At 64.4% G+C, this 26359-nt stretch carries 21 protein-coding genes and 1 tRNA gene; 4 read left to right on the top strand and 18 right to left on the bottom strand.

All coding sequences use genetic code 11. The annotated features are described in order from the left end of the window. The first annotated feature begins 42 nt into the window (after positions 1-42). Positions 43-1011 (top strand): IS481 family transposase, encoded by a 969-nt coding sequence (locus tag AS156_RS38600; RefSeq protein WP_066498346.1) that lies wholly within the window; start codon positions 43-45, stop codon positions 1009-1011. Between the two features lie 232 nt (positions 1012-1243). On the opposite strand, the gene AS156_RS38595 is transcribed toward AS156_RS38600, so the two are convergent. The 12 genes from AS156_RS38595 to AS156_RS38540 all read right to left on the bottom strand — a co-directional run bounded on the left by AS156_RS38595 (position 1244) and on the right by AS156_RS38540 (position 12887). Continuing rightward, positions 1244-1744, bottom strand: a complete 501-nt coding sequence (locus AS156_RS38595) for an RNA pyrophosphohydrolase (RefSeq protein ID WP_066515603.1) — start codon at positions 1742-1744, stop codon at positions 1244-1246. 21 nt (positions 1745-1765) lie between these two features. Continuing rightward, positions 1766-2269: an RNA pyrophosphohydrolase gene (locus AS156_RS38590; RefSeq protein ID WP_066515600.1), complete on the bottom strand. Its 504-nt coding sequence runs from the start codon at positions 2267-2269 to the stop codon at positions 1766-1768. An 81-nt stretch (positions 2270-2350) separates the two neighbouring features. Then, positions 2351-3562 (bottom strand): divergent polysaccharide deacetylase family protein, encoded by a 1212-nt coding sequence (locus AS156_RS38585; RefSeq protein WP_066515597.1) that lies wholly within the window; start codon positions 3560-3562, stop codon positions 2351-2353. Between the two features lie 275 nt (positions 3563-3837). Then, positions 3838-5205, bottom strand: coding sequence for a S41 family peptidase (locus AS156_RS38580; protein WP_066515595.1), 1368 nt, complete (start codon positions 5203-5205; stop codon positions 3838-3840). Then, complete coding sequence (locus tag AS156_RS38575; protein WP_082747969.1) at positions 5202-6557, bottom strand: murein hydrolase activator EnvC family protein; 1356 nt, start codon at positions 6555-6557, stop codon at positions 5202-5204. Before AS156_RS38575 ends, AS156_RS38580 begins: the two co-directional genes overlap by 4 nt. 56 nt (positions 6558-6613) lie before the next feature. Then, entirely contained in the window at positions 6614-7096 is a 483-nt protein-coding gene (gene rlmH / locus AS156_RS38570; RefSeq protein ID WP_066515591.1) for a 23S rRNA (pseudouridine(1915)-N(3))-methyltransferase RlmH, read from the bottom strand. Positions 7097-7226: 130 nt separating this feature from the next. After that, positions 7227-7595 carry a ribosome silencing factor gene (gene rsfS, locus AS156_RS38565; RefSeq protein WP_066515590.1) on the bottom strand — a complete coding sequence of 123 codons (369 nt, stop codon included), beginning with the start codon at positions 7593-7595 and terminating at the stop codon, positions 7227-7229. Positions 7596-7782: 187 nt separating this feature from the next. After that, a complete protein-coding gene (locus AS156_RS38560) occupies positions 7783-8406 on the bottom strand; it encodes a nicotinate-nucleotide adenylyltransferase (protein WP_136626639.1) in 624 nt (207 codons plus the stop codon). Between the two features lie 45 nt (positions 8407-8451). Continuing rightward, a complete protein-coding gene (locus AS156_RS38555) occupies positions 8452-9741 on the bottom strand; it encodes a glutamate-5-semialdehyde dehydrogenase (RefSeq protein WP_066515580.1) in 1290 nt (429 codons plus the stop codon). A gap of 173 nt (positions 9742-9914) precedes the next feature. Continuing rightward, entirely contained in the window at positions 9915-11057 is a 1143-nt protein-coding gene (gene proB / locus AS156_RS38550; RefSeq protein WP_066515573.1) for a glutamate 5-kinase, read from the bottom strand. A 98-nt stretch (positions 11058-11155) separates the two neighbouring features. After that, positions 11156-12205 carry a GTPase ObgE gene (gene obgE, locus AS156_RS38545; protein ID WP_066515566.1) on the bottom strand — a complete coding sequence of 350 codons (1050 nt, stop codon included), beginning with the start codon at positions 12203-12205 and terminating at the stop codon, positions 11156-11158. A gap of 202 nt (positions 12206-12407) precedes the next feature. Next, positions 12408-12887 (bottom strand): MaoC family dehydratase, encoded by a 480-nt coding sequence (locus AS156_RS38540; protein ID WP_066515565.1) that lies wholly within the window; start codon positions 12885-12887, stop codon positions 12408-12410. A 166-nt stretch (positions 12888-13053) separates the two neighbouring features. Here AS156_RS38540 and AS156_RS38535 point away from each other — a divergent pair, with 166 nt between their 5' ends. Continuing rightward, positions 13054-13968: a DMT family transporter gene (locus tag AS156_RS38535; protein ID WP_066515562.1), complete on the top strand. Its 915-nt coding sequence runs from the start codon at positions 13054-13056 to the stop codon at positions 13966-13968. A gap of 179 nt (positions 13969-14147) precedes the next feature. On the opposite strand, the gene AS156_RS38530 is transcribed toward AS156_RS38535, so the two are convergent. The 3 genes from AS156_RS38530 to rplU all read right to left on the bottom strand — a co-directional run bounded on the left by AS156_RS38530 (position 14148) and on the right by rplU (position 15754). Next, the gene (locus AS156_RS38530; RefSeq protein WP_066515561.1) at positions 14148-14744 is read right to left on the bottom strand and encodes a GNAT family N-acetyltransferase; all 597 of its coding nucleotides are present in this window, start codon (positions 14742-14744) and stop codon (positions 14148-14150) included. Between the two features lie 170 nt (positions 14745-14914). Next, positions 14915-15184, bottom strand: coding sequence for a 50S ribosomal protein L27 (rpmA, locus tag AS156_RS38525; protein WP_028336337.1), 270 nt, complete (start codon positions 15182-15184; stop codon positions 14915-14917). A gap of 102 nt (positions 15185-15286) precedes the next feature. Continuing rightward, positions 15287-15754, bottom strand: a complete 468-nt coding sequence (gene rplU, locus AS156_RS38520; RefSeq protein ID WP_066515559.1) for a 50S ribosomal protein L21 — start codon at positions 15752-15754, stop codon at positions 15287-15289. 333 nt (positions 15755-16087) lie between these two features. Here rplU and AS156_RS38515 point away from each other — a divergent pair, with 333 nt between their 5' ends. Continuing rightward, positions 16088-17233 carry an ROK family protein gene (locus AS156_RS38515; protein WP_066515556.1) on the top strand — a complete coding sequence of 382 codons (1146 nt, stop codon included), beginning with the start codon at positions 16088-16090 and terminating at the stop codon, positions 17231-17233. Between the two features lie 352 nt (positions 17234-17585). Here the strand turns inward: AS156_RS38515 and AS156_RS38510 are convergent, their stop codons facing one another. Continuing rightward, positions 17586-18449: an alpha/beta fold hydrolase gene (locus AS156_RS38510; RefSeq protein ID WP_066515554.1), complete on the bottom strand. Its 864-nt coding sequence runs from the start codon at positions 18447-18449 to the stop codon at positions 17586-17588. A 213-nt stretch (positions 18450-18662) separates the two neighbouring features. Here AS156_RS38510 and AS156_RS38505 point away from each other — a divergent pair. Beyond that, positions 18663-18752 (top strand) — tRNA-Ser (locus AS156_RS38505). A 909-nt stretch (positions 18753-19661) separates the two neighbouring features. On the opposite strand, the gene AS156_RS38500 is transcribed toward AS156_RS38505, so the two are convergent. Further along, positions 19662-22823 carry an autotransporter outer membrane beta-barrel domain-containing protein gene (locus AS156_RS38500; RefSeq protein WP_082747968.1) on the bottom strand — a complete coding sequence of 1054 codons (3162 nt, stop codon included), beginning with the start codon at positions 22821-22823 and terminating at the stop codon, positions 19662-19664. Between the two features lie 130 nt (positions 22824-22953). Next, the coding region (locus AS156_RS38495) for an autotransporter domain-containing protein (protein ID WP_066515550.1) at positions 22954-26359 on the bottom strand (3406 nt) is incomplete at its 5' end.

Here is a 26359-nt window from a genome sequence, read left to right as displayed (position 1 = left end):
AAGCTGAGGTTGCGAAACTTCAGTGTTCCCCGGAGAGACCAGATGAACATCCACAAGAATGCGCCTTTGACGCCGAAAGGTCGAGAGGCGATGGTGCGGAGCGTGATCGAGGGCGGCCTGACGAAGGCCACAGCCGCGCTCCAATTCAATGTGACGGCAAAGACGGTCGCCAAATGGGTCAAGCGCTTCCGCGCATTAGGCGTCGATGGTTTGCGGGATCGTTCCTCGCGGCCTCATTCATTGCCAAGCCAAACCCCGGCAGCCACATGCGCCGCTGTCGAGACGTTCCGCCGGCAGCGCCACACCGGCAAACAGATCGCGCTCGAAGTTGGGGTCTCCGCAGCAACCGTCAGCCGTATCCTGCGCCGACTCGGTTTGAACAGGCTGGCTGCCCTGGAGCCGGCCGAGCCGATCCGGCGCTATGAGCGCCAGCATCCTGGTGAACTGATCCACATAGACATCAAAAAGCTCGGCAAGTTCAATCGGATCGGCCATCGGATCACCGGCGATCGACATGGGTCGAGCAATCTGCGTTCTCGCCGTCAAGGGCCAGGCTGGGAATACGTACATGTCTGCATCGACGATGCGTCACGGATCGCTTTCAGCCAGGTCATGAAGAACGAGCGAAAGGGTTGCGCCATCGCTTTCCTCAAGGCGGCCGTGGCCTACTACGTGAGCCTCGGCGTGAAGGTACAGCGCGTCATGACCGACAACGGCGCGTGCTACAAATCCTTCGCCTTCCTAAGGGCGTGTAAGCGCCTCGGCCTCAAGCACATCCGCACCAGGCCCTATACACCCAAAACCAATGGCAAGGCCGAACGCTTCATTCAAACCAGCCTACGAGAATGGGCCTATGCGCAGGCCTACAACACCTCAGCAGAAAGAGCAGCCGAGTTGCCACGATGGCTTCATTGCTACAACTGGCATCGTCCTCATGGCAGTATCGGCTCAAAGCCACCGATCAGCAGACTCGGATTGACCGGGAACAACCTCTTGAGGCTCCACAACTAGAGCGGGATGAGGTTAGATCGAATGGCGATCATGATTGTGGTGCGCTCCCTCTCCCCGTTCTTACGGGGAGAGGCTGGGGTGAGGGGCCATCTCCGCGCATAAGGCGATAGCTGTGTTTGCGGAGACTCCCCCTCACCCGGAACGCATCTAACGATGCGTTCCGACCTCTCCCCGCACGCGGGGCGAGGTGAAGCGGAGCCCGTTGCTCGATTCGAAGTAAAGCCATCGTGTCCTAGCCGGCGAACTCCGCGAAGCGCGCAGCGACGGCGCGGTAGACGTCGCGGCGGAACGGGACCACGAGATCCGCGACCCGATCGAGGCGCTCCCAGCGCCATTGGTCGAACTCGGCGGGCTGGCCGTTGCGTGGCGTCAGCGGGTCGATCTCGTCGTCGCGCCCGGTGAAGCGGAGCGCGAACCATTTCTGCCGCTGTCCGCGGAATTTCGCCAGCCGATGCGACGGCGGCACGGGATGGGACGGGAATTCGTAGGTCATCCAGTCCGTCTCGCCGAGATAATCGGCGCTGACGGCCCCGGTCTCCTCCCAGAGTTCGCGCATGACGGCCTGGCGTGGATCCTCACCCTCGTCGATGCCGCCTTGCGGCATCTGCCATTCAAGCCCGGGCAGCACGATCTCCGGGCCATCATCCTTGAAGCGGCGGCCGATCAGCACGCGTCCGGAGGCGTTGAACAGCGCGACCCCCACGTTGGGGCGATAGGGCTTGCTTGGTGACATGATGGTGGACGCGCCGAACGTTTACTTCGCCCCCAGCGCGGCGAATTCCTCGACCACCCGTTCATAGACCGGTCGTTTGAACGGCACGATCAGATTGGGGAGGTTCTTCATCGGCTCCCAGCGCCAGGAGATGAACTCCGCCTTGTGGCCGCCGCCGGGATTGGCGACGTTGATCTCATTGTCCTTGCCGGTGAAGCGGAGCGCGAACCACTTTTGCCGCTGGCCGCGATAGCGGCCCTTCCAGGCGCGGCCGGCAACAGTGCGCGGGATGTCATAGATCAGCCAGTCGGCGACCTCGCCGAGCTTCTCCACTGACCTGACGCTGGTTTCCTCATAGAGCTCGCGCTTGGCCGCCTGAAACGTATCCTCGCCGGGATCGACGCCGCCCTGCGGCATCTGCCAGACATGGGCTTCGTCGACGTGTTCAACGCCGCCCGCACGCCGCCCGATGAAGACCAGTCCCGTCGCATTCAGCAGCATGATGCCGACGCAGGTCCGATAGGGCAGGTCTTCATAACGTGCCATGCCGCAGGTCCCTCGCATAATTTCCGAGCCGTCCGACCCGGCCCCCCGGCAAGGTCTGAAGCAGCATCAACGGTTTGATCTTCAGCTCGATTTTGATTTCAGCATCGCCGTTGTCAATGGCACAAGCACGATGCCCTTGGAGTCCAGTGTCTTGATCCATGCGCCGAGCCGCTCGATCGAGACCGGCAGGGCCGAGGCGACGCCCACGGCCGTTCCGCGTTCCTTGGCGAGGGTTTCCAGCTTGACCAGGGTGCGGTCAATCTCAGCGGAGGTCGGCACCGCGTCGATGGCGAAATCGGCTTTGGCGAATGGCACACCCTGGCTTGTGGCGAGGGGCTGAGCGACGCTGCGGGGCGTGGAACCATCGTCGAAATAACCGAGCCCGCGCTTGGCCGCCTCGCGGATGATCGGCTGCATCACGGGGTCGCTGGCGACGAAGCGGGCCCCCATGAAATTGGCGATCCCGGCGTAGCCCTGCAGGCGGCTCAGGTGCCAATAGAAGCGGTCGAGGTTTTGCTCACCGTTGAGCGTGGTCAGCAAGGTCTGCGGTCCCGGGTCGTTGTCCGGGTAGTCGAACGGTTCCATCGGGATCTGCAGCAGGATCTCGTGGCGCTGCGTCCGGGCGCGCTCGGCGAGCTTGCCGGGATCGGACCCATAGGGGGTGAAGGCCAGCGTTACCGCCGGAGGCAGCTTCATGATGGCCTCGGTGGTCTTGGCGGCGCCGACGCCGAGGCCTGCAACCACGATGGCAACGGTGGGCATCCTGGCCGCCTTGGCGCGGTCGGCGTCGGCCGCATAGACCGTGAAGGGCTTGAGGCCATCGGCGACCACCGGGATCATGCCGTAGCGGGATTTCTCGAGAAGGCGTGGGTCGACGCCGGTCATCATGGAGACGGGTGTGTCGCTATCAGCCGTGTCGGTGGAAGCGCCGGCGCCGATCACCACGTCCTGGCGCTTGCCGCTCGAGCCGTCGATGATGGTGACTGTCCTGGCGTCGCTGGCTGCGGCAGGCGGCTTGGGCGCGGCCTTGGCCGCGGGCTCGGCGGCCGGACTGACCGCGGCCTGTTTGGCATCCGCGGGGACCGGCGGCGTCTTGCGGAGCACGATATGGGCGATCGGCTCGCCGCCGAGCGGGTTGTCGTTGAACAGCGCCACGCCGACGAAGACGACCAGCACAAGCCCGAGCAGCACGGCAACCGCCTGCATCGCCGTGAACGGCAGGCGGAGCCGGCGCGTCTTGCCCACGGTCGTCTGCCCAAGCGGCGTGCTCAGTTCGTCGGCCGCCTCTGCCATGACCCTCCCCGAATCAACAGCGCGAACGATAGCACGGCGCCGTGCATTCCTGCGCACCGCGCCAGCCCGTCAAAGCACGGTGCTGGAGCATGATCCGGAAAAGTGTGAAGCGGCTTTCCCTCGCGACAAACGCGGGACGCGTTTGCGCGGAGATTATGCTCAAACAAGAAGCTAAAGCGCGATGACGATTCAACCTGATCTCATCGCGCTTTAGGATCCCGAAAGCAAAAAGGGCGACCCGAAGGCCGCCCTTTCCGCCGAATCGACTGATCGGATCAGTTCGCCGCTTTGTTGTTGGCCGGCTTGTCGACGGCAGCCTTGTCGCTCGGCGCAGCGGGCGGCGCGCTCGATGTCGACTTGATGCCGTGCAGCAGATCGTCGGCCATCTTGAGCGCCTTGTCGTCCTTGGCGTCCGGCGGCACGTAGGACTGCGAGCCGGTTTTCTCGTCGCCATCGTTCGTCTTCAAATGGCCGCGGAGCGAGGCCTCGCCCTTGGTGTCGGTCCGCGCCTTCAGCTCGTCCGGCACGTCCTGCAGCACCTCGATGTCGGGCACGATGCCCTTGGCCTGGATCGACTTGCCCGACGGCGTGTAGTAGCGCGCCGTGGTCAGGCGCAGCGCGCCGTTGCCCGAACCGAGCGGGATGATGGTCTGCACCGAGCCCTTGCCGAACGAGCGGGTGCCGACCAGCGTTGCACGCTTGTGGTCCTGCAGCGCGCCGGCGACGATTTCGGAGGCCGACGCCGATCCGCCGTTGATCAGCACGATGACCGGCTTGCCCTTGGTCAGGTCGCCCGGATGGGCGGTACGGCGCTGGGTTTCCTCGGCGTTGCGGCCGCGGGTCGAAACGATCTCGCCGCGTTCCAGGAAGGAGTCGGACACCGTGACCGCTTCCTCAAGCAGGCCGCCGGGGTTGTTCCGGAGATCGATGATGTAGCCCTTCAGCTTGTCGCCGATCTGGCTCTGCAGATTGGCGACTTCCTTCTTCAGGCCTTCGGTGGTCTGCTCGTTGAAGGTGGTGATGCGGATATAGGCGATGTCGTCGGCCTCGACGCGCGCGCGCACCGAGCGGACGCGGATGTTGTCGCGCACCAGCGTGACGTCGATCGGATTGTCCTGGCCCTTGCGGATGATCTTGAGCTTGATCTTGGTGTTGACCGGACCGCGCATCTTCTCGACGGCCTGGTTGAGCGTCAGGCCCTGCACAGCCTCGTCGTCGAGCATGGTGATGATGTCGTTGGCCATGATGCCGGCCTTCGAAGCCGGAGTGTCGTCGATCGGCGAGACGACCTTGATCAGCCCGTCCTCCATCGTGACTTCAATGCCGAGCCCGCCGAACTCGCCGCGGGTCTGCACCTGCATGTCGCGGAAGCTCTTTGCATCCATGTAGCTGGAGTGCGGATCGAGGCCGGAGAGCATGCCGGAGATCGCGGACTCGATCAGCTTGCTGTCGTCGGGCTTCTCGACATAGTCGCTGCGGACGCGCTCGAACACGTCGCCGAACAGGTTGAGCTGGCGGTAGGTATCAGACGTAGCGGCGCGCGCGCTCGATCCCATCAGCACAGCGCGGGGCTGCGTGACGAACAGCGTTAGTGCCGCGCCGGTGGCGGCGCTGAGAAGAATTACAGAAGTCTTGCGCATCATCCGCGAACCTTTTCGCCTTCATTTGCGGCCCACCACGGACCTGGATCGATTGGAGTGCCGTCTTTCCGGAACTCGACATAGAGCACTGGCTGGCTCGCATTGGTCGCGAGAATGGATGCGACTTGGGATGTCGATCCCATCGTCGCTACCGGCTCCCCCGTAAGTACAAACTGGCCGATGTTAACCGAAATGCGCTCCATCCCGGCGATCAGGACATGATACCCGCCCCCGGCGTTGAGGATCAAGAGTTGTCCATAGCTGCGGAAAGGGCCGGCGTAAACAACCCAGCCGTCACACGGGGTTGTGACCTGCGCGCCGGCCTTGGCCGCCAAGGAAATGCCTTTTTGTAGCCCGCCCGCGCCGTCGGAACCGCCAAAATCACGAATCTTGGTACCGTTAACGGGGTACGAAAACAGGCCCCTGGCAGAGGCGAAAGCGACCGCGGGGCTGGATCGGGCCGGGTTCTTGAAGGCGTCCAGATTCGGCTTGCCGTTGACGGTCGCCGGCGCGCCCTGGAGATTGGCCGTGGCGGCTGCCTTGGCCGCGCTCTTCAGGTCCTGTTCCATCTTGGCGATCAGGCCCTGCAGGTCGCCGACCTGTTTTGATAGCGCAATCGCGCGGGTGCCTTCAGCCTCCATGTCCTTTTCCGCCGCGGCCTGCTGCCGCTGGCGCTCATCGACCAGCGCCGTGAGACGGGTCTGGTCTTCCCTGAGCTTGTCGCGGTCCTGTGCCAGCGCGTCGCGTTCGGTCGAGATGGTCTTGCGGAGCGCGACCAGTTCGCCGAGGTCGGTTGCGAGCTTCTCCGCGCGGCCGCGCAATTCCGGCACCACTGCGCCAAGCAGCATCGCGGTGCGCAGCGATTGCAGCGCGTCCTCGGGCCGCACCAGCAGCGCCGGCGGCGTCCGTCGTCCGGCGCGCTGAAGCGCGGCGAGCACTTCGACGATCTCGGCGCGGCGTGAATCGAGCGAGGCACGGATTTCGCGCTCGCGGCCGTCGAGCGGCTGCAGGCGTGCTTCGGCGTCGGCGATCCGCGTCTCGACGCCGCGCACCTGACCGGCGATGTCGATCAGCTGCTGGTTGAGCTTGCTGCGGTCCTGGCCGATCGCCGCGATATCGGCTTTCAGCTTTTCCTGCAGCTCGGTCGCCTTGCGCTGCTGCTCGCGCGCGGCTTCGAGCTCCTGTTCGCGCTCCTTGATGGCGTCGGGCGATGTCGTCGTCACCGCGGCCTGTTGCTCCGACGGGGTGGCCTGCGCATGCGCCGGCGCCTGCGGGCTCGCGACGAGCAGGGCAATCGACAGCGGCAGCGATGCGGGCAGCCAGCTGCGACACGCGGCGCCCAAATACGAAACCATATCCCGCCTGTATTGCATTCGGTTTGTTCAGTGCTCTCGACTGTCCATCACGGCATTCATGCGCGGTGATAGGGATGGCCCGCCAGAATGGTGGCGGCGCGATAGATCTGTTCCAAAAGCATGACGCGGACCATTTGGTGCGGCCAGGTCGCGGAGCCGAATGCAATGCGCAGGGAAGCCTTACGCTGCAATTCGGGCGAAAGTCCGTCCGCACCGCCGATCACGAAGACAGTATTTGCGATTCCGTCGTCGCGCCAGCGGCCGAGCTGCCGGGCAAAGCTCGCGCTGTCGATGCTCTTGCCCCGTTCGTCGAGCGCGACCAGCACATGTTTGTCCGGCATCAATGCAGCAATCGCTGCGGCCTCTTCAGCAATGCGCGCATTGGTATCGCGGGCGCGGCTTTCCGCAATGTCATGGATATCGAGGCCACGAAAGCCGAGCTTGCGGCCGATGTCGTCGAAGCGCTCGCGATAACGTTCCGCAAGCTCCCGTTCCGGGCCCTGCTTCAGGCGGCCGATGCAGATCACAACAAGGCGCATAAGAGCGTCTTCCGGCAAAATGGAAACCGGTTTGCCGCAGAAAACGCGTCAAGCCTGAGACTCGCGCGCCCCCAGGGCGCGCGGGCAGACTAGCTGCGCGTCAGCCGATTCGCATCGGCTTCGATAGGCCTTAGACCGCCGCGACGGCCGGGTTCTGAGCCCACAATCTTTCGAGATTGTAGAACTCGCGTACCTCCGGTCTGAACACGTGCACGATCACGTCGCCGGAATCGATCAACACCCAGTCGCAGTTGGGCAAGCCCTCGACATGGATGCTCTTGACCCCGTTTTCCTTGAGGCCTTTCGCCACATTCTCCGCGATCGCACCGACGTGCCGGTTGGCCCGGCCCGAGGTGATGATCATGTAGTCGGAATATGCGGATTTGCCACGGAGATCGATGGTGACCGTCTCTTCCGCCTTCATGTCGTCGAGGCGGGAGAGGATCAGGCTCAGCGTCTTGTCGGCATCCGGTTTGTTGGCGTCCGGTTGCGCCTGCAAGGCCGCGGTTTTCGTCGATGTTTTACGCGCAGTCTTGGGAACCTTGGGTAAAACAGACTTGGACAATACAGATGTGGCCAGGGACCATTCCTTTCACTGTATCGCGGGTGCCGAATCCTCGGCGTCCACGCACCATACTACGCATGTGGGGTTAATGGTTTCAATATTCCAGTAACCCTCATGTGCTTCACGCCGTCCTCCAGCTCCCGTCCGGGTTCCGAAGGCCGGTCGAAGACAGATTGGATTTCATTCCTGTCAGGAACACCCAGGCAGGGGCACGCTGATCGGCCAGCCGCGTCGCCTGGTTCTCGGGCAAGCGGTAGCGTGCGAGCGCCTGCGCCGCCGGTGCGGCCAAGGCGCGGAAACTTTGCGGCGGTCGGTCGATCACGGCAATCGGCACATCGGAGGCGATGCGACGCCAGTCTTTCCAGCGATGAAACTGCGCGAGGTTGTCAGCGCCCATGATCCAGACAAAGTGCACGCCGGAGACACGGCGGCGCAAGTGGATGATCGTGTCAACAGTGTAGCGCGTGCCAATGACAGCTTCGAGACAGCTGATGTCGATGCGAGGATCGTCGGCGACGCGGCGCGCGGCGTCGGCGCGCTCCGCGAGCGCACGCAGGCCATCGTGGTTCTTCAGCGGATTGCCCGGTGTCAGCAGCCACCACACGCGATCGAGCTGCAACCGCTTGAGCGCGAACTGGCTGATGGCGCGATGCGCGGCGTGCGGCGGATTGAAGGAGCCGCCGAGCAGCCCGATGCGCATGCCGTTGGTGTAGAACGGCAGTGCCTGGGCTGCGGAGTACGGCACGGTCGAAGCTTGTTGCAAGGGGCTACCGCGCGCGTGCGACTATGATCACGGCCGCGTCTGCCCGGTGCCATGGACGCGGTACTTGAAGCTCGTCAGCTGCTCGGCGCCGACCGGGCCGCGGGCGTGGAATTTGCCGGTGGCAATCCCGATCTCGGCGCCGAAGCCGAACTCGCCGCCGTCGGCGAACTGGGTCGATGCGTTGTGCAGCACGATCGCGGAGTCGACTTCGCTCAGGAATTTCTCGGCGGTCCTGGCATTCTCGGCCACGATCGAGTCGGTGTGGTGCGAGCCGTGATCGTGAATATGCGCGATCGCATCGTCGACGCCGTCGACGACGCGCGCGGCAATGACGGCGTCGAGATATTCAGTGTCCCAATCCTCGTCGGATGCGGGCTTCACGCGTGCATCGACCTTCTGCACGGCATCGTCGCCGCGCACCTCGCAGCCGGCGTCGAGCAGCATCTCGACCAGCGGCTTCAGGCTGGTCGCAGCGGCGCGATCGACCAGCAGCGTCTCCGCCGCGCCGCAGACGCCGGTGCGGCGCATCTTGGCGTTCAGCACGATCGACTTCGCCATGTCGAGATCCGCGCTGGCATCGACATAGACGTGGTTGACGCCCTCGAGATGCGCGAACACCGGCACACGAGCTTCGGCCTCGACGCGCGCAACGAGGCTCTTGCCTCCGCGCGGCACGATCACGTCGATGCCGCCATTGAGGCCGGACAGCATCAGGCCGACCGCGGTTCGATCGCGCGTCGGCACCAGGGTGATCGCGGCTTCGGGCAGGCCGGCCTCGCGCAGGCCCTGCACCAGGCAGTCATGGATGGCGCGGCAGGAGCGGAAGCTGTCGGAGCCGCCGCGCAGGATCACCGCATTGCCCGACTTCAGGCACAGCACGCCGGCGTCGGCGGCGACATTGGGGCGGCTCTCGAAGATCACGCCGATCACGCCGAGCGGTACGCGCACCCGTTCGATCGTCATGCCGTTCGGCCGCCGCCAGCTCTCGGTAACGGTACCGATCGGATCAGCAATCTCGCGCACGGTCGCAACCCCGTCGGCCATGCCGTCGATGCGCGCCGGCGTCAGCGTCAGGCGATCCAGGAAGGCGGATGTGATGCCGGCGGCGCGTGCTTCCGCGACATCCTCGGCATTGGCCGCGAGGATGGCCGGCGCGTTGGCGCGGGTCGCGCGTTCGATCGCTGCGAGTGCCCGGTTCTTCTGCTCCGGCGGCGCCAGCGCCAGCACACGCGCGGCGGCGCGCGCCTTGACGGCGAGGTCGGTCATCAGGGCTTCGAGATCGGCGTTGCCGTCGATCGCCTTCAGAGGCACGGTCATGGACGTCCCAGCTTCGGTTTGAGCATGGTCTCTTCGGGAAACCGGTCTCCACCCCTCCGGATCACGCTCTAAGGCCATGTTCTAGCATGGCAATTGAGGGGTGGCGAGGCGCGGAACCGGCATGGCAGGTGGGCAGCCGGGCCGGTAGATCGGCCCAGTAGGCTTATTTGGGCCTATTTGGCCGGGATTGCGCCGGCCGGGCCGACCACGAGATCGTCGCGGTGGATCATCTCGGAGCGGCCGTTGGTGCCCAGAATGGCCATCACCTCCGGCGAGGAATGGCCCTTGATGCGCTCCGCGTCCTCGGCGTCGTAGGCAACCAGGCCGCGGCCGATCTCATGCGTGTCGGGGCCGCGCACCACCACGGCGTCGCCGCGGGCGAACTGGCCGTCGACCCTGATGACGCCGGCCGGCAACAGGCTCTTGCCGGCGCGCAAGGCAGTCACGGCGCCGGCGTCGATGGTCAGCGTGCCCCTCGGCTCCAGCGAGCCCGCGATCCAGCGCTTGCGCGCGGTGACGGGATTGGCCGGCGTGAGGAACCAGGTGCAGCGGCCGCCATCGGCGATCGCGGCAAGCGGATGCTCGATCTTGCCGGAGGCGATCAGCATATGCGTGCCGGCGGTGGTCGCGATTTTTCCGGCCTCGATCTTGGTGGTCATGCCGCCGCGCGACAGTTCGGACCCGGCGGACCCCGCCATTGCCTCGATCTCCGCGGTGATGCTTTCGACGATCGGGATCAGCTTCGCATCGGGATCGACCGCCGGCGGCGCCGTGTAGAGGCCGTCGATATCGGACAGCAGGATCAGCAAATCGGCGCTGGCCATGGTGGCGACGCGCGCGGCAAGGCGATCATTGTCGCCGTAGCGGATCTCGCTGGTGGCGACGGTGTCGTTCTCGTTGATGACGGGCACTGCGCGCCACTCGAGCAGCTTTGCGATGGTCGAGCGCGCGTTGAGATAGCGCCGGCGCTCCTCGGTGTCCTGCAGCGTGACCAGGACCTGGCCGGCGCCGATGCCGTGACGGCCGAGCACCTCCGACCAGATCCGCGCCAGCGCGATCTGCCCGACGGCCGCGGCGCCCTGGCTCTCCTCGAGCTTCAGCGGTCCGCGCGGCAGCCTGAGGCGGCTGCGGCCGAGCGCGATCGAGCCCGACGACACCACCATGACCTCGCGGCCTTCCTTGTGCAGCTTGGCGATGTCGTCAACCAGCGCCGAAAGCCATGTCGAACGCACTTCGCCGGCTTCCGAGTCGACCAGCAAGGATGAGCCGACCTTGACGACGATGCGGCGGAAATTCTTGAGCGCGGGGCGTTTCATGGGTTCGGTCTAGCAGGGAGGTGGAAGCAATACGCGCCACGATGTGGCTTGGGAAGTGCAAGTGTTGGGAAGTGCAAGTGTTGTTCGGACCAAGCCGTTCAACCCTGCGGCACCGGCGTCGCCCACGGCTCCGTCTCGCCCTTGGCCTTGCTCGACACCGGAGCCTCGCCGATCACCTCGACCAGCGCGCGCAATGCGTCCTGCACGCCTTCGCCGGTCGCGCCGGACAGCAGCAGCGGCGTCTTCTTCGCGGCGCGCTTCAGCCTGTCCTTCTGCTTCTTCAATTCCTCCGGCGTCACCGCGTCGATCTTGTTCAGTGCGACGATCTCGATCTTGTCGGCGAGGTGGCCCTCATAGGCGTCGAGCTCGGTGCGCACGGTCTTGTAGGCCTTGCCGGCATGTTCGCAGGTCGCATCGACCAGATGCAGCAGCACGCGGCAGCGCTCGACATGACCGAGGAAACGGTCGCCGAGGCCGGCGCCCTCATGCGCGCCTTCGATCAGCCCGGGAATATCGGCCAGCACGAACTCACGGCCGCCATAGTTCACCACACCGAGCTGCGGATGCAGCGTGGTGAACGGATAGTCGGCGATCTTCGGCCGCGCCGCGCTGACCACCGACAGGAAGGTCGATTTGCCGGCGTTGGGCAGGCCGACGAGGCCGGCATCGGCGATCAGTTTGAGGCGCAGCCAGATCCAGCGCTCTTCGCCCGGAGCGCCGGGATTGGCATTGCGCGGCGCGCGGTTGGTGGAGGACTTGAAATGCGCGTTGCCGAAGCCGCCATTGCCGCCCTTGGCAAGCACGAATTTCTCGCCGAGCTTCGTGAAGTCGTAGAGTAGCGTCTCGCGGTCCTCGTCGAACACCTGGGTGCCGACCGGGACCTTCATCACGACAGACTTGCCGTTGGCGCCATGGCGGTCCTTGCCCATGCCGTTGCCGCCCTTCGGCGCCTTGAAGTGCTGCTGGTAGCGGTAGTCGATCAGCGTGTTGAGCCCGTCGACGGACTCGATGATGACATCGCCGCCGCGGCCGCCATTGCCGCCGGACGGGCCGCCGAACTCGATGAACTTCTCGCGCCGGAACGCGACGCAGCCGTTGCCGCCGTCGCCGGAGCGAATATAGACCTTTGCTTCATCGAGGAATTTCATGATCGTTACTAGTTAGGCCAGGGCCGCCGGTGCGGCAACCCTGAAGCGCCCGGACTTTGCCGAAAAGCCTTAATTTTCGGGCCTTTTTGCGGCCCGAGGCAAAAGCGGGATGAGTTCTGGTTGAATCGGCTTGGCGCGGGCTCGGTTCACCTCTCCCCGTTGGGGAGGTGAACTTTCGACGCCGTTCCAGCTCATCATGCTCCTAACTGGGCCGGCGCCGCACCAGAAACTTCTGCATCCCCTCCAGCACCAGTTCGCGGCGCTGGTTGTGCACGGTCGAGCGCAGCGTCACCACGCCGGTGGTCCGGCCGGGAGCGAGCTCGATCACCTCCAGCGCGGGGTAGATGGTGTCGTCGGCATAGACCGGTTTCAGGAACTTGCTCGACTGTTCGAGGAAGCCGATCAGCGACTCCTCCACGACATAGGGAAACAATCCCGCGCCGGGCGCGGTGTGCACCAGGGTCTGAAAGCCGTGCGCGAGCAGGTCCGGCATGCCGCGGGCGCGGCAGTATTCGACGTCGTAATGGATCGGATGGGTATCGCCGCTCGCGGTCTGGAAGGCGGCGAATACCGCCGAGGTCTGGGTCCGGCTCGGGATCACGAAGCGCTCGCCGAGCACAAAATCCTCGAACCAGCGCTGCGCGGTGACCATGCGATGCTGGGTGGGGTCGAACTCGGTCATGCGGCATTTCCTGCATTGTTTCTTGAATGGCTGACCCACCGGTAGCGCAGGCGCCGGACTGCGACAATTGGTTCGATGCGCAACCCCGGGGTTGTCCTGCGCAGCCACCTCGCTAAAACCGGCAACACAACCGGCCCGACTCACGCGCGGCGGCAACAAGAGCCAAATGAGCCTGTTCGCAAAACTGTCCTCCTACGACGATCGATCGGCGCGGCTCGCCGGCATCGGCCTGATGCTGCTGTCGATCTTCATGTTCTCGTTCGGCGACGCGATGGGCAAATTCATCGTCGCGGCCTATTCGGTCGGGCAGCTGTTGTGGCTGCGCGCCTGCGCGGCGCTGCTCGTGCTGCTGCCGATCGTGTGGAAGCGGCGCGCCGATTTCCTGCATCTCGAGCGCCCGTGGCTGCAATTGCTGCGCGTCACGCTGTCGACGGTGGAGGTCGCTGCGTTCTTCCTGGCGACCGTCTATCTGCCGCTCGCCGACGTCATCACCTACTATCTGGCCGGACCGATTTTCGTGACCGCGATCTCGGGCCTCGTGCTCGGTGAGCATATCGGCTGGCGGCGGTGGACGGCGATCGTGGTCGGCTTTTGCGGGGTCCTGATCGCGCTCAGGCCGTCGGCGCAGACGATCAGCTTGCCGGCGATGATCGCGCTTGGCGGCAGTCTTTCATTTGCAGTTCTGATGCTGATCACGCGCTCGCTGCGCGCGACGCCCGATATCGTGCTGGCGACCTCGCAATTCGGCGGCACGTTCATCCTCGGCGCCGTGCTCTCGCCGATCGGTTGGGTAACGCCGAGCGGCGGAAGTCTCGTGCTGTTCTTCGCCGCCGGCATCATCTCGGTCGCGGCGCTGCTTTGCGTCAACCGCTCGCTGAAGCTCGCACCGGCGAGCGTCGTCGTGCCCTACCAATATTCGATGATCGTCTGGGCGGTGATCTTCGGCTTCGTGGTGTTCGGCGACGTGCCGTCATGGGCCACGATCGTCGGCGCCGCCATCATCATCGCGGCTGGTCTCTACATCTTCCTGCGTGAGCAGCAGCTCGGACGCGAGGAGCCTGCGGTCAATCCGCCGGCATGATTGTGCAACTGATGCACCCCGCATAACAAACTGTCGTCCCGGCGAAAGCCGGGACCCATAACCACCGATCCTTGTTGGTGCGCCGGCTGGGGCCACAGCTTGGCCGAGCAGCGACCATTTGTGGTTATGGGTCCCCGCCTTCGCGGGGACGACGACTGTTATTGTTGAGCGGTCGAGCCTCAGCTCTCGCGCCGCGTCGAATTGTTCCAGCTCTTCAGCGACGCCCAGACGCCGCGGGCGAGGCGGAAGCAGTCGACCGGGCTCGACGAGCCCAGCGCCTCGAAGCGGTGCAGCTCGACGCCGCTCCACTGGAAGCCGCACTTCTCGAGGATGTTGCGCGACGACGGGTTCACGACGCGGGCGCCGGAGACCAGCTGGTCGAGGTCGAACTCCTCGAAGAAGTAGTCGATCACCGCACGCGCGGCCTCGGTGCCGAAGCCCTGGCCCCAATAGTCGACGCCGAGCCAATAGCCGAGCTCGGCCGTGGTTTCCGCACGCCAGTCGATCCCGACCATGCCGATCGGCGTGTGATTGTTCTCGATCAGGAAAACCGTCTCGCGTCCGCCTTCGGCGAGGGCTCGCACGAAGTCGATGGCGTCATCCTGGCTGTAGGGGTGCGGCAGGCGGCGGGTGTTCTCGGCGATCCGGCGATCATTGGCGAGGCGGGCAATTGCTTTTACGTCCGCGAGAGTCGGCTTGCGCAATGTCAGCCGTTCGGTCTCGAGGACGCAAGCTCTTGCCTGGCGCAACGTCGGCGTCGGGATGTCCTGCAACATGTCGGGCTCCTGTGATGCGAAAATAACTGTACGCAACGCTTGGAACGTCACACGTGGTCGAAGGAGAACACGCGCAACAAAAAAGGGAGGCCGGTTATCCCGCCTCCCCTGGAGCCCTTTTCGACTCCGCCGGTTCAACAGGACCCGGCGGACTCGTATTTGTCCACCGTCTACTCGGCCGCTTCCGCCATCGGGATAACCGATACGAATGTGCGGCCGTTGGCTTTGGCACGGAACTCGACATGACCCTCGATCTTGGCGAAGAGAGTGTGGTCGGTGCCCATGCCGACATTAAGGCCGGGATGCCAGGTGGTGCCGCGCTGACGCGCGATGATGTTACCGGGGATCACGCGCTCGCCACCGAACGCCTTGATGCCAAGGCGCTTGCCCTTGGAATCACGTCCGTTGCGCGATGAACCGCCTGCTTTTTTATGAGCCATAGCTCGTCTCCGACTTCGCTTTGATCTCTAGATCAATTCCTTGACGGAATCATTTCACATTTTGTCACGCTTCAAATCTTGAAGCGCGACGATCACTTCTTCTTAGCTCTTGGCGGCGGCCTTCTTGGCCGGAGCCTTCTTCGCGGCCGGAGCCTTTGCGGGCGCCTTCTTCTTGGCCGCCTTCGGTGCTGCGTCCTCGCCATCGGCGGGGGAAGCGACCTTTTCCTTCTTCGGCCGCGGGCCGATGGTCGGCTTGGCGTTATCGGCGAGGATCTCGGTGATGCGAAGCACCGTGAGCTCGTCGCGATAACCGCGCTTGCGGCGTGAATTCTTGCGGCGACGCTTCTTGAACGCGATCACCTTGGCGCCGCGCTTGTGCTGCAGCACTTCGGCTGCAACGGACGCGCCTGCCACGGTGGGCGTTCCCAGCACCGGCGTGTCACCGCCAAGCACCAGAACTTCGCCAAGCTGCACGATCGTGCCGACGTCGCCGGCGATCTTGCCTATCTCGAGTACATCATTCGGAACGACGCGGTATTGCCGGCCGCCGGTTTTGATGACTGCGAACATCGTTTGATTCCTTCGTGTTCGATCCCGGCCTCGGACGCATCCGGGCCAGCTTTTTGTTCAGTCGGGTTCAGGGTACGTGTCTCGCACGAAACGGGCACAAGTCCCGCACAAATTCGCGCAAAAACAAACGGCGCGAGAAATCCCCACGCCGGATGCGGGCGATTTATAGCCGCAAACGGTCGAGAGTCAAGGCAAAGCAGGGCAAAAACCAGCCAAAAATGAAGGGTTTGGCGCCATTTTGGCCCTCCAGATCCGCTCACGGACCCGAACCCGGGGTGAAACCAATGAGTTCCCCACCCGTTGTCCCCTGACTTGCCACCGGGCAGAGGGTACATGGCCGACGACATCACCACCACCACGGGCATCGCCCGGCACGGCGCCGCGCGGCTGCCATCCGTCGATATCGACAGTTTCAACATCGAGCTCAAGGACGACGAGGGGTTCCTCGGCGACCGCGCCTCCAAGGGCGCATTCCGCAAGATTTTCGACCGCTGGCGCAAGCCGTTGCGTAAATCGGGCGAGGATCCGTTCGACGACGAGCCGTCGGACAAGATCAGCAAGAAAAAGCTCGATGAGATGCTGGTCGGCGACGACACCGAGGCCTCCGCTGTCGTGCACAGCGCGATCGAGGAGTTCGCCCAGGAGCTCGCCTATGTGACGCGCCGCTTCCTCAAGACCAAGAGCTGGGCCAGGACCGAGCGCATCGTGGTCGGCGGCGGCTTTCGCGACAGCCGGCTCGGCGAACTCGCCATCGCGCGCACCGAGATCATCCTGAAATCCGAGGATCTCAAGGTCGACATGGTGCCGATCCGCTTTCACCCCGACGACGCCGGCCTGATCGGCGCGCTGCATCTGGCGCCATCCTGGATTTTCGAGGCCCATGACGGCGTGCTGGCGGTCGATATCGGCGGCACCAACATCCGCTGCGGTCTTGTCGAGACGCGCTGGAAGAAGGCGCCGGATCTGTCCAAGGCGACGGTCTGGAAGTCGGAGCTGTGGCGCCATGCCGATGACGAGCCGACGCGCGAAGGCGCGGTGAAGCGGCTGGTGAAGATGCTGAAGGACCTGATTGCCGCTGCCGAGGCCGAGGGGCTGAAGCTCGCGCCCTTCATCGGCATCGCCTGTCCCGGCGTCATCAACGAGGACGGCGGAATCGAGAAGGGCGCGCAGAACCTGCCCGGCAACTGGGAGAGCAGCAAATTCAACCTCCCGGCGAGTCTGGTCGAGGCGATCCCCGAGATCGGCGACCATGACGCCGCGATCGTGATGCACAATGACGGGGTGGTGCAGGGGCTCGCCGAGGTTCCCTTCATGCAGGACGTCGAGCGCTGGGGCGTGCTGACGATCGGAACCGGGCTCGGCAATGCCCGCTACACCAATCGCCGGAAAGAGAACGGCAAGGACGAGAAGGTGAGGGACGAGAACGGCGACGAAAAGAGCGAGAAAAAGACCAGGAAAGCAAAGAAGGCCGGCGCCTGAATCTCGCGCGCTTCAACGATCGCGTGCTCTGCATCTGCCTTCTCCTTCCCCCTGAAAGGGATGGGGGTCAGCCGCAAGCGACGCTTTCTGCGGAGAGAGTTGATCCGACCCGCTTTGCTCCGGCGAGCAAAGCGACCTCCCCTTTTCAAGGGGGAGCGTGCGCAGTCCGGACCGCGCGGTAAGGTTGACAGGTTAGGTTAAGATCGGCTTCGCGTTGCCGATTTTGTGCCGGTTGCTACCGTCCTGATGTCGCTCCCGCTGGCTAGCGAAGCCGCACTTCCAGGCCGGCAATTTTTAAGCAGCGGCAAGGGACCGCCAGTGTTTTGTCGCGTCTGGCGGTCCCACCCATTTTCTACCTCCAATTGATCCGCTCGAAGAACCCTGCGATCTCGGCGGCCGCGCGCTCGGGGTCTTCACGATGCGGGAAATGCCCGACATCGGGAAACATCGCGAGGTCAAGATTGCTGAAAGTGTCGCCGAGCCGGTCGGTCCAGGCATAGGGAAACAGCGGGTCGTGCTCGGCCCACCGGATACAGGTCGGCACCGCGATCGGCGGCAGGACAGGAGCCTCACCCTGCATCATACTGACGCGCGCCGCATGCGCCGCGCGGTAATGCGCGAAGCCGCCTGTGAGGTTGCCTTGCTTCATGAAATTGTCGGTGAAGGCCTCGAGCACGTCATCGAAGGCGGCCTTGCGGTGCGACCAGTTGTGCAGGAAATGCTCGATATAGGTCCGGCAGGTCTCGCTGTTGGCGCCGACCAGCGCCGGCGCCATCTCCATCTGGTGGAACGACTGGTACCAGATGTGGTTCAGCCGGTCCGGCGCGGCCATGCGTACCCCGATGCCGGGATAGACGAAATCGAAGAAGAACAGGCCGGCGATGCGCCCGGGCACCTTGCGAGCCAAGGGCTGCATCACCGCGCCGCCGACGTCATGGCCGACGACGCCGGCCTTCTCGATGCCGAGTGCGTCCAGCAGCGCCAGCATGTCGTCGGCATGTTGATCGGGGCCGTAAGGGCCCGCGGGCTTGTCGCTATCGCCGAAGCCGCGCAGATCGGGCGCGATCAGCGTGAAGCGGTCGGCCAGGCGGGTCATCACGGGTTTCCAGGTCAGCCAGAATTCCGGCCAGCCGTGCAGCAGGAGCAGCGGCCTGCCGCCGCCGGTCTTTGCAACGTGGAACGCCGCGCCGTTGGCTCGAATCGTCACATGCTCCATGGCCCGCTCCTGTTCTGCCTCGCGCGATGCCGCGCCGATCTGACCGGAGCCGCGACGCTAGCGCTTTGTTTCCACGTGCGTTCTTCAGTCGCGTCGCGATTTTCGCGGTCCGACGACGCCGTGACGGAAATATTATTGCAGCGCCTTGTCTGGCCCGCCATCCTCGCCTAGAACACGCCCCGACCGCGGGTGGCGCAAATCACCCGGGCCACTGGAGAGGTGGCAGAGTGGTTGAATGCACCGCACTCGAAATGCGGCATAGGTGCAAGCCTATCGGGGGTTCGAATCCCTCCCTCTCCGCCATCCGCCTTCATTGACGCCTCGCCGCGACATGCTGCGATCGCGTGGTTGCTGCGCGCGCAGCGGTGGGCCTTTCGCGGGGTGCCTTTGCGAATTCACTCGTCGGAGCTTGTCCGCCCCGCTGGCAGCCTTCCACTTCACGATGAAGCTGCGGGTCTGCAGCGCGCCGTCATAGGCGCGCAGCCCGGGCTCGACCGCTTCCGTTGTCGGCGCGGGCACGCAGACTTCGAAAGCAACGCGTCGGTGCGGCCTGCCTCGGTAACCTTAATTTTTCCTTTCGATTGTCGATAAAATTTTATCGATTATCCTGTTGACAGTTGAGCGGTGTGACGAACCGCTCGACGAGAGGCGAGAGCCGAGTGGCTTGACGGCCTCTCTGAAATCGAAGGGTGGGCAGAGCGCAGTGCCAGCCATCTTTCGGGCTGTCCGGCGGCGGCCGGCGGGGCAAATCAATTCCTGAAGTGCATTTGATTGCCAGGTTGCGGCGCATATCGCGCCGCATGACGCTCCTCAATTTGGATTTTCCAAGATGATGTTCGCGCTTCTTTTGATCGCGGTCGGTGGCGGCTCCTTGTTGCTGGCTGGCTTCGTCGCATTTGCCCTTTGGAGAAACGCGCTCCATTCGACGGCGCGGATTTAGCAACAGCCGACATCTGATTCCGACGGCCTCGCTCTTGGGGACGAGAGAGGCTGGCGGATGGCCGCGCCGCCGCGCGGCCTGACAGCCGGGCACCGCGCCTTCGACCTAGCCCCAAGGCGACGCGTGCCCGGCTGTTCATTGCCTGATCAACGTTCGCAGTTCGAAACATCGATCGCTGTGCGCCGTCGGGTGGCCTGTTGAACAGCGCTCATCTGGATGAGTGCCGAGACCCTCGAAGGTGGAAGCAGAATCGAGCGATCTGCGTCGCGGTGTCAGAACCGCCAGCCGAAGCTGCCCTTGACGGCGTTGTTGCGGCTCTGGTCGGCGAACTGGCCGGTCCAGGAGATGCCGAGCGAGGCGTTGGCGGCGACGGCAAGGTCGAGACCCGCTTCGGTGACGAGCGCGTCGCGGGCGATCGGCGAGCCCGCCACAGCGAACGGTGCTCCGGTCTGGAATGCCAGCGCCGCCACCGGCGTGACGTCGCCGAGCGCATGCCGCCAGCCCAGCGTCCCGCGCGCCGTCAGGGTCTGCGTCAACGCTGTCGCACCGCGCAGGCCGAGCGTTGTGTAAGTGGTGTCGAGATTGGCCGAGCCTGACATCGCCGCCACACCGAGTTCGTTGACGCCGCCGTCAACCCGCACATAGGCAAGGTTCAAGAACGGCTCCAGCGCCGCGGCATTGAAGCCATAGGTGTAGCCGACCTCGCCGAACACCTGGGTGGTGTTGAGGGCATCGGTGCCGCGCTCGGTTGCCAGCAGATTGACCACGGCGACCTGTCGCGTGGTGGTGATGTCGTTCCACGAGAAGCTGGCGCCGCCGCGGAGGCCCCATGCGCCGATCTGCCCGCCGCCGTAAACCGCGACATGGTAGCTTTCGCTCGAACCGGAGGCGGCGATGTCGGGAGATTTGAAGGTGGACTGGCTGTAGCCGCCGGCGAGGCCGACGCGCCAGGTGCCGTTGAAGGTGACGTCGAGACCGGAGAGAACGCCGCCGAGCGAGTGATCGGTCCGTGCGGCGTTGCCGTCACCATTGAGCGTGCCCTGGCTGCCCAGCGCCTGCGCCCATACGGAATAGACCTGCGCCGGCCGCGGCGTTGCAGCAGCGGGCGGCGCCTTGTAGAACGGCAGGGAGGCGTAAGCGTTGCGCGCGGAGTCGTCGGCATAGGACAGCGCGTTGCCGGCCTGCGTCAGGGGCGTGCCGTAGCCGAAGTCCTGCCGCAACCGGCCGGTGACGGCGTCGCGCAGATATTGCGACTGCTCCGACAGCACGCCGGCGGCGTTGGCGTGGATCGAGGCATTGCTAAGGCTGGTGAAGGCGGCGCGGGCCTGGGCTTCGCCGGCACCGACCACCTGCTGCCAGGCCGGATTGCTCGCCGCCGCGGTGTCGAGCGCACGTGCCACCGCTTTCTCGTTGGCCGTTGAGGCGAGATCGGCAAAACTTTCGGCACTGCGCGATGTCGTCAGGTAGCCGTTGAAGGCGTCGGCACTCAGGGTGAAGGCGATGAACGGGAAATCGGCGGTCGCCACCGTCGGGGAGGTCACGGTCAGACCGCCTCCGGTCGTGAGGATCGTATAGGTCTTGCCCGGCACCACGGGCGTCGACGTGGTGTTGGTGTCGTGCGCGATTTCGAAGATCGAGCTCTGGATGTTCGCGGTGCCGGCCACCTCGATGCGGTCGCTGGAATCTCCGTTGAGCTCGACATAATAGGTCGAGGTGGGACGCATGGTGAGGCTGCCATTGATATGGAGCGTCCCGATCGAATTCCCCGGCGAGATCGTGCCGCCATTGTTGTTGACGTTACCCAAATTGCCGTTGCCCGACAGCGTGCCGCCCTTATTGACGTTGACGACCGACGAGCTTGCCAGCGAGCCGTTCACCTTGAGATTGCCGGCGTTGATGTCGGTCGTGCCGGTGTAGGTCTGGACCCCCGTCAAGTTCAGCGTGCCGGTGCCTTCCTTGACCAACGATCCGCCGACCCCGCCATTGATGCCGCCATCCGCGAAAGTACCGCTGAATATCGTACTGGTATTGTTGCCGCCGACGCTCAGTCTGTTTGAACCGAGCTTGACCGTTCCGGTCCCTGCGATCGAGCCCGCGCTTTTGTTGAGGTTGGAAACTGTGGAGGAGAAGTCGACCACAGCGCTCAACGTTGCATTGACAATGCTGGCGCTGGCGGGCGTGCTGAAATCGGAAAAGAAAACGCTGCCGGAATTGTTGAGAGTCGAACCTGCGCCGCTGCTGTTGTTGAGGAAACGGATGGTCCCTTCATTGGTGATGACGGATCCGCCGGCCGAACTGGTGTCGTGAAACGTCATCTGTCCGCCCGCCTTGCTGGCGATCGTGGCATTGCCGGCATTGCCCAGATTGAAGAAATCGATCTGCTTGTTGTTGGTAATGCTCGCGTTGCCGCCCGCGGCCTCGTTGTTGAACCGGATGGCGCCGTTATTGGTGATCGTCGATTTCGCGCCGGAGCTGTTCTCGTTGAAGATCAGATTGGCGTTGTTGGTGATGGTGCCGGATCCGGCGGATGAATTGCCGAGGAAGGTTGTCGTGCCGGCGTTGGTCAGCGTGGCGGCGCCCATCGAGCTGAAACCCTGAAACGTCAACTGACCGGCGGCCTGGTTGGTGATCTTGGCGTTACCTCCCGTGGTACGCGGATCGTTGCCATTGGCGGTTCCATTGAAGACCATCGTGCCTTGATTATTGATGGTGGCTTGGGCCGCGTTGCCGGCGTCGAAGAAATCGATCCGGCCGAGATTGGTGATTTGAGCGGCCGAGGTTCCGGCGTTGGCAAATCCCCTGAACGTCAGTGTGCCGCCGGCCTGGTTGGTGATCGCCGAACTCGACAGCGAGCTGTTGTCCCTGAACTCCAGCGTCTTATAGTTGTTGAAGACGATCTGCGAAGCTCCAGAGCTCTGCTGTGCAAAGACGATGGTGCCGTTGTTGACGAATGTCTGCAGCGCCCCGCCGCCGTTCTGGATCCCCTGTGCCGGGATATCGGATCTGGTGAAGGTGAGCGAGCCGGTGGGCGTGACGTTGAAGGTGTAGCTCGTCTTGTTGGCGTCGGGAAACGTGATAATGCCAACCGTTGCGGCCTGGTCGATCGTGATGTTGTTGGTAAAGAACGGATTCTGAAAGATCGCCTGTTGCGGCGGCGGGACTGTTCTGCGACTGCTCGTGCTGCAGGTCGGGAGAGCCTCGATACACCAGTTGGCGCCGTTCCAGTTCTGCGTCGCCGCGGCCGGATTCCAGTAGAGGAATGGCGGGTCTGCGGCCTGAGCGCCGCTGATGCCGAGCGCGGTGGACATCCAGATGGCGTGAAAGCTGCACAATGCGGTGCTCGTCCGCAGCATCTGCCTGCGATTTCTGCCGCGGCCAGCATCAGCCAGTTGCGCGGTCTGGTGCGTGGAGTGGTGTTGGGACGGCTGTTTCATGAGCTGCTTCCTGTTGCTGAGTGGCTCCCCAGCTGGCGTCGCGCTGCGGCCGGGGATGTTCGTTCATAGGTAAGGGAGGGGCTGATGGGCGCTGCACCACGGGTGGTGCGGCGTTGGTCTGTGCGGCGAGCTAGAACCGCCAGCTGAAGCTGCCCTTGACGGCGTTGTTGCGGCTCTGGTCGGCGAACTGGCCGGTCCAGGAGATGCCGAGCGAGGCGTTGGCGCCGACGGCAAGGTCGAGACCCGCTTCGGTGACGAGCGCGTCGCGGGCGATCGGCGAACCGGCCACGGCGAACGGCGCTCCGGTCTGGAACGCCAGCGCCGCCACCGGCGTGACGTCGCCGAGCGCATGCCGCCAGCCCAGCGTCCCGCGCGCCGTCAAGGTCTGCGTCAACGCCGTCGCGCCGCGCACACCCAGGGTCGTGTAGGTGGTGTCGAACTGCGTCGATCCGGTCACTCCCACGACTCCGAGCTCGTTGACGCCGCCGTCAACCCGCACGTAAGCAAGGTTCAGGAACGGCTCCAGCGCCGCGGCATTGAAGCCGTAGGTGTAGCCGACCTCGCCGAACACCTGGGTCGTCTTCAGGGCATAGTCGCCGCGCTCGGTCTCCATGAAATTGATCGCGGCCACCTGTCGCGAGGTGCGGATGTCGTTCCATGAGAAGCCGGCGCCGCCGCGCACGCCCCACGCGCCGAGCTGCCCGCCGCCGTAGAGCGCGACATGGTAGCTCTCGCTCGAACCGGATGCCGCGATATCAGGGGATTTGAAGGTGGACTGGCTGTAGCCGCCGGCGAGGCCGACGCGCCAGGTGCCGTTGAAGGTGACGTCAAGGCCGGAGATCACGCCGCCGAGCGAGTGATCGGTCCGCGCGGCGTTGCCGTCACCGTTGAGCGTGCCCTGGCTGCCCAGCGCCTGTGCCCAAACGGAGTAGACCTGCGCCGGCCGGAGTGCTGCGGCCGCCGGCGGCGCCTTGGTGAACGGCAGGGACGCATAGGCGTTGCGCGGCGCTTCGTCGGCATAGGACAGCGCGTTGCCGGCCTGCGCCAGGGGCGTGCCGTAGGCGAAGTCCTGCCGCAACCGTCCGGTCACGGCGTCGCGCAGGCTTTGCGACTGCTCCGACAAAACGTTGGCCGCGTTGGCGTGGATCGAGGCGTTGCTGAGGCTGGTGAAGGCGGCGCGCGCCTGGGCTGCGCTCGCGCCCACCACCTGCTGCCACGCCGGATTGCTGGCCGCCACCGTGTCCAGCGCGCCCGCCACCGCCTTCTCGTTGGCCGTCGAGGCGAGATCGGCGAAGCGCACGGCGCTGCGCGCGGTCGTCAAATAGCCGTTGAAGGCGTCGGCGCTCAGGGTGAAGGCGATGAACGGGAAGTCGGCGATCCCGACCGTCGGTGAGGTCACGGTCAGGCCTCCCCCGGTCGTGAGCAGCGTGTAGGTCTTGCCCGGCAGCACCGGCGCTGCTGCGGTGTTGGGATCGTGCGCGATCTCGAAGGTCGAGCTCTGGATGTTCGCGGTGCCGGCCACCTCAATGCGGTCGCTGGTCGTGCCGTTGAGCTCGACATAATACTGCGAGGTCGGCGCCATGTTGAGGTTGCCGTTGATATGCAGGGTCCCGACCGAGTTTCCGGGCGAGATCGTGCCGCCATTGTCCACGACGTTGCCCAGATAGCCATTGCCCGACAGCGTGCCGGCCTTGTTGACGTTGACGAGCGACGTGGTGTCCAGCGAGCCGTTCACGCTCAGATTGCCGGCATCGATATCGGCCACGCTGAAGGATTGCGCACCTGTCAGGATCACCTTGCCGGTCCCTCGCTTGGTTACCTCGCCAGGCCCCTTGATGGCACCGGCAAAGGTGCCGTCGAAGTCCTGATTGAAGATGAGGTTGGTGTTGTTCACGATGGTGCCCTGAAGGCTGTTCGTCGTGCCTTGCAGTGTGCCGACCGAGACCGTGGTGCCGCCGGAGTAATTGTTGGTGCCGGAAAGGGTCAGCATGCCGGCGCCGATCTTGCTCAGGCTGCCGAGGCCGGTGATGCTGCCGCCGAATGTGCCGTCGGTCGCCTGGTCGAAGATGACCGATCTTGCGATCGTGTTGCCGGCATTGGTGTCGAAGACGATGTTGCCGCGCAGGCTCGTGGTGTTGCCCTGCACCGTGCCGCCGTTGTTGAAGATGTCGCCCGTGTAGGTGTTGGCGCCAGTGAGGATGAGCGTACCCGCGTCGACCTTGGTGAGAATGCCCGGACCGCTGACGACGCCGCTCAAGGTGAGGGTCTTGCCGGGATCGACGAGAATGGAGCCTCCGCGGTTGGTAAGCTGGACGCCGCGCGAACTGGTGAAGGTTTGGGAGGCGTCCAGACCGCCGCCGTCCAGCGTGATGCGCGTGCCGGCTGCGCCAAGCCTGGCGTCGGAGTCGATGTCAAGGATTCCGAGTGTCACCATCGTGCCGCCGCTATAGGTGTTGGTGCCCCGCAGTCGCAGCACTCCGACGCCGCTCTTGATGAACTGGCCGCCGCCGCTGATATTGCCGCTCCAGATGAGTGGGGGCTGGGCGACCTCGATGCCGCCATTGCCGGTCAGGGTGATATTGCGGTTGATGGTCGCGTTGACGGGGGCGGAATCGATGGTTCCGACCGAGCCGCCGTTCAACGTGATCCCGGTGCCGGTGGCGCCCAGGTTGTCGGAGCCGGCGCCGTCGATGGTGAAACGCAGGACACCGCCATTGACCGTCGTGCCACCCGAATAGGTGTTGGTCCCGGTAAGGGTCAGCGCGCCGCCGCCGGACTTGACGAGAGTGCCAGTGCCGCCGATCGCGCCGCTCCAGGTCAGCGGGTTATTCGCAACGTAGAAGCCGCTGTTGTTCGTGATGGTGACGCGGCGATTGATCGTCTGCCCCGGAGCATCTGAGGTCGTTCCGATCATACCTCCTGTCTGCAAGGCGATACCGGTACCCGTGCTGCCCAGGCTGGCATCGGACTTGAACAACAGCACGCCGCCGCTGACCGTCGTGCCGCCGGTGTAGGTGTTGTTGCCGTTGAGCACCAGGGTGCCCGCGCCGGACTTGTTGACACGCGCGCTGCCGGCACCGCTGATCACTCCGTTCATCGTCAGCGTCGCGTTGGGATCGACATCAAAACCGCCGTCTGGCCCATTGAGCGTGACAGCTCGCGCCGTCGTGATGTTTGCCGTGGCGTTCAATGTGCCGCCGTTGGCGAAGCTGAGTGTTCCACTCGCACTGCCAAGATTATTGTCCGCCGAAATTGTGACGGAACCGCCGTTGATGATGGTCCCGCCGGAATAGGCATTGGCGCCGGCGAGGACAAGTGTGCCGGCGCCGTTCTTGACCAGCGACCAGCTGCCGCCGCTGCCTGCGACACCCGTCTGGTCGGCAATGACATCATTGATCGTCTGAGTCTGCCCTGCGCCCGGGTTGGTCGAGAACGACCCGTTGCCCTGAAGGAACATGCCGGAGCCGTAAGCTTGGCCGTTTTGAGCACCGGTGCCGCCTGCAACTGACCCGCCGGAGATGTTAAGCGAGCCCGCC

Source organism: Bradyrhizobium macuxiense (assembly GCF_001542415.1).
Classification (GTDB): domain Bacteria; phylum Pseudomonadota; class Alphaproteobacteria; order Rhizobiales; family Xanthobacteraceae; genus Bradyrhizobium; species Bradyrhizobium macuxiense.
Note: the sequence above shows the minus strand (reverse complement) of the source record. Positions and strands in the feature narration are given on the sequence as shown.